Source organism: Zymomonas sp. (genome assembly GCF_020216885.1).
In the GTDB taxonomy this organism is placed as follows: domain Bacteria; phylum Pseudomonadota; class Alphaproteobacteria; order Sphingomonadales; family Sphingomonadaceae; genus Zymomonas.
Genome location: NZ_JAIWON010000179.1, coordinates 1 through 3,425, shown reverse-complemented (window position 1 = coordinate 3,425; position 3,425 = coordinate 1). Strand labels below are relative to the sequence as shown.

Below are 3,425 nucleotides of genomic sequence, written 5' to 3'. Positions count from 1 at the left end.
GGATTGAGACATAGCCTTCTTTTTTCCGAATCTGCTGGAGCTTTTAATGTGATGATAAAAACGACCAAGAATAATCCTGTTGCCCCCTTGTTGAAAAAATCGGCTATCATCATGATGGGATTGGCGGCAGCGATTACGGCTGGTTGCACCACACATAAATCCAAACCTGGGGTTTTCGCGAATCCGAACGCCAAAGAAATGGAAGCTACCCGCCAGCAGCCTTTGGTTATTCCGCCTGAATTTACTTTGGCTCCGCCGAAACCCGGCGCGCCACGCCCTCAAGATACGGATAGCTCAACGCAGGCTTTGGCTGCGATGTTTGGTCAGCCTGCGGTTAAAGCCGCGGCAGAAAGAGGATTATTGGAAAAAGCCTCGGCCAAGCGCGCCCAACCCGGTATTCGTAGTTCGGTGGGTGATCCCCAGACCGAGACGGTTAATAAAGGTGGTTTGACAAGTGATCTTGTTGCATCGCCCGCCAAGCAGGATGATTTAGCCGTGGTGAAGGCCGGAGGACAGGAAGCGCCTTCTGTCCCGCCGGTAACCTATAAAAATATGCCGCAATAAAATTCGGATCGGGGGATTAACGCCCCCGATAAGGTGGCACACCCTGTTCTGGCAACCAGACATCTTGCGGGGCAGCGCCACTTTGCCAGAAAACATCAATTGGGATGCCGCCGCGAGGATACCAATATCCCCCAATACGCAGCCATTGTGCCTTCATTTCTGTAAATAGTTTTTCACCAATGCCAACTGTGCAATCTTCGTGAAAAGCCCGATGATTGCGGAAAGATCCCAAAAATAATTTAAGTGATTTGGATTCGACAATCAGTTTGTCTGGCACATAGTCGATAACCAAATGTGCGAAATCCGGTTGTCCCGTGACAGGGCAAAGCGAAGTAAATTCTGGAATCGCAAAGCGAATGAGATAGTTTTTACCCTGCCGAGGATTGGGGACATAATCGAGGGCAGCCTCTTCCGGTGATTGGGGAATGGGGCTGTTTTTACCTAAATGAGTGGTTTGCATCTATTTATATTACCCTGTTTTGTATGATATAAAAACACCAGATTAAAATAGGATGTCCAGTATTGCCGATAGTTTTTTAGAAAATTGTCGCTATTTTTTTCTTTCAAGAAGTGAAATTAAACATTGTTGAATATGGTTCGGTATTTTTTAATGTTAAATTTCGCTAAAGACTGTTGTCAGGATGAATTGCCTTATGAAGCTTTTGGTAACGCCAGAGTGGCTATATCGGAACCTCGCTAACCCAAGGTTACATGTTATTGATGCGGGCAGCTATCCGCCAGATGTCGATACCAAGGCTTATGATGAATATTGTAAGGCGCATATTCCGGGGGCGCTTTTTCTCGATAACCATCTTTTAAAAGATCAAAACGCACCCTTGCCACGCATGGTACCAAGCCTCGAAAAAGTTGAATATGAATTCGGGCGTTTGGGATTAGATCCCGACGACATGATCGTTATTTACGATAATTTATCTTTACCTTCGGCTGCCAGAGCATGGTGGCTGTTTATGTTGCATGAATATCGTCATGTAATGATTTTGGATGGAGGCTTTGCGCGCTGGAAAGCTGAGCGTTTGCCTGTTGAAAGTGGGGCGGCTATCGCGCCTTCTCCGATTATATTGCAGCTTTCTCGCAATGAAGCGCTTATTCGCACCCGTAATCAGGTAATGCATAATATCGCTTCAGGGCATGAAGTGGTTGTCGATGCCCGTGCGCCCAAAGTCTTTAGTGGCGAAGCCGTTGCCAATCCGGCACTTGCCCCCGGTCACATCCCGCATAGTCTTAACTTGCCTTATGAAGAAATGTTGGATGTTAATGGTTGCTGGAAAACGCCGACGAAAATCGAGAAGGCTTTTGTCAGTAATCGGATAAATCTTGAGCAGCCTTTATTATTCACCTGTGGTGCGGGGCGAACGGCTCCAGCCTTGTTATTTGCTGCCCGTCTTTTGGGAAAAAGAGATGTTTCCCTTTATGATGGGTCATGGGAAGAATGGGGCAGCGATCCTGACACACCTAAAGAAAAGGGGCCTGCATTCCGCGAATCAACCCGTTTGATTACGGCTGGCCGTCGTCGAGAATGGGTGCGTGGGAAAGGGGGATCAGTTGTTAATCCACCTGTTTGGCGTGCTTCGACTATTCTGTTTGATTCTGTTGAAGATTTAAGAGAAGCCTCAAGTCATCCTGATGACCAGCTTTATTATGGCCGTCGTGGCACCCCGACCCAATGGGCGTTGAGTGAGGCTTTAACAGAATTGCATCCCGGCGCAGAAGCCACGTTGCTGTATCCGTCAGGTGTGGCGGCTTTGTCCATGGCTTTGTTGAGTGCTTTGGAAGCTGGCGATGAGTTATTGATGGTTGATAGCTGTTATGAACCAACCCGCGTTTTTTGTGATACCGTTTTGAAGGCGCAGGGAATCAATGTCACTTATTATGATCCGTTAATTGGGCAAGACATTGAACAGCTGTTTACCCCGCAGACACGGGCTATTTTTATGGAAAGTCCGGGAAGTCTGACCTTTGAAGTGCAAGACATCCCCGGTATTTGTGAAGTTGCCCATCGCTATTCTATTACGACCATTCTTGATAATACTTGGGCTACGCCTTTATTCTTTCCTGCGATTGAGCGGGGCATTGATTTGTCGGTGATGGCCTGCACCAAATATATTACCGGTCATTCTGATACGATGATGGGATCAGTGACAGCTATTCCTAGTCATATTGAAAAATTGAAGCGGATTAGCAATCTATTCGGGCAATATGTCAGCCCAGATGACGCCAATTCCGCCCTTAAGGGGTTAAGGACTTTGGAAGTTAGGCTGAAAGCGCATGAGAAAAATGCCCTTAAAGTTGCCAAATGGTTGAGCGAACAGCCGGAAGTGGCTTGGGTATTACATCCCGCCTTGTCTTCTTGTCCGGGGCATGAATTCTGGCATCGAGATTTTAAAGGCTCATCCGGTTTGTTTAGCTTTGTCCTTGAAGGGGGCGATGACCGCGACCGCACGGCTTTGATTGATAGCCTTGAACATTTTGGTATCGGTTTTTCATGGGGCGGCTATGAAAGCTTAGCTTTGCCGGTTGATCCGCAGCCGATACGGACGGCGGCCAGTTGGCAAGCGGCTGGCCCTGTTGTCCGTTTACATATCGGTTTGGAAGATCCAGATGACCTGATTGAAGATCTGGCTTTTGGATTGAAACGCTTTAAGGCTTCGAGAGATCAATCCGGCTTTTAGCCCAAAATTCCCCTTAAAATATAGTTTCTGGCTTGTTATTCTTTAAAAACAAGCCGGAAACAGGCTTTCCAAGCTCTGACAGGATCGTTAGAGAGAAAAGCAATAAAGCCTGTTTTAGGTTTAATTTTTTCCTTTTTAGTAATCGCGAGACCGACATGAAAATCAGTGGCG

General features: G+C 47.0%; 3 protein-coding genes and 1 pseudogene. 3 read left to right on the top strand and 1 reads right to left on the bottom strand.

Going from position 1 to position 3,425, the window contains the following annotated elements; genetic code table 11:
• Positions 1-564, top strand: a 564-nt coding sequence (locus LDL18_RS08880; protein ID WP_296508845.1) for a DUF3035 domain-containing protein, incomplete at its 5' end; no start/stop codon positions are given.
• 16 nt (positions 565-580) lie between these two features.
• Here LDL18_RS08880 and queF read toward each other — a convergent pair.
• On the bottom strand, positions 581-1,024 hold the full coding sequence (gene queF / locus LDL18_RS08875; protein ID WP_296508843.1) for a preQ(1) synthase: 444 nt from the start codon (positions 1,022-1,024) through the stop codon (positions 581-583).
• A gap of 181 nt (positions 1,025-1,205) precedes the next feature.
• Between queF and LDL18_RS08870 the strand changes: the two are divergent.
• Together LDL18_RS08870 and metC are read left to right on the top strand one after the other, a co-directional pair.
• Positions 1,206-2,012 (top strand): annotated as a pseudogene (locus tag LDL18_RS08870) (sulfurtransferase); the annotation flags it as partial.
• Between the two features lie 63 nt (positions 2,013-2,075).
• On the top strand, positions 2,076-3,254 hold the full coding sequence (metC, locus tag LDL18_RS08865; RefSeq protein WP_296508846.1) for a cystathionine beta-lyase: 1,179 nt from the start codon (positions 2,076-2,078) through the stop codon (positions 3,252-3,254).
• The last annotated feature ends 171 nt before the right edge of the window (positions 3,255-3,425 follow it).

Excerpts from the sequence above, each read along its gene's own strand:
- queF (WP_296508843.1), bottom strand. The coding sequence starts at position 1,024 with ATGCAAACCACTCATTTAGGTAAAAACAGCCCCATTCCCCAATCACCG.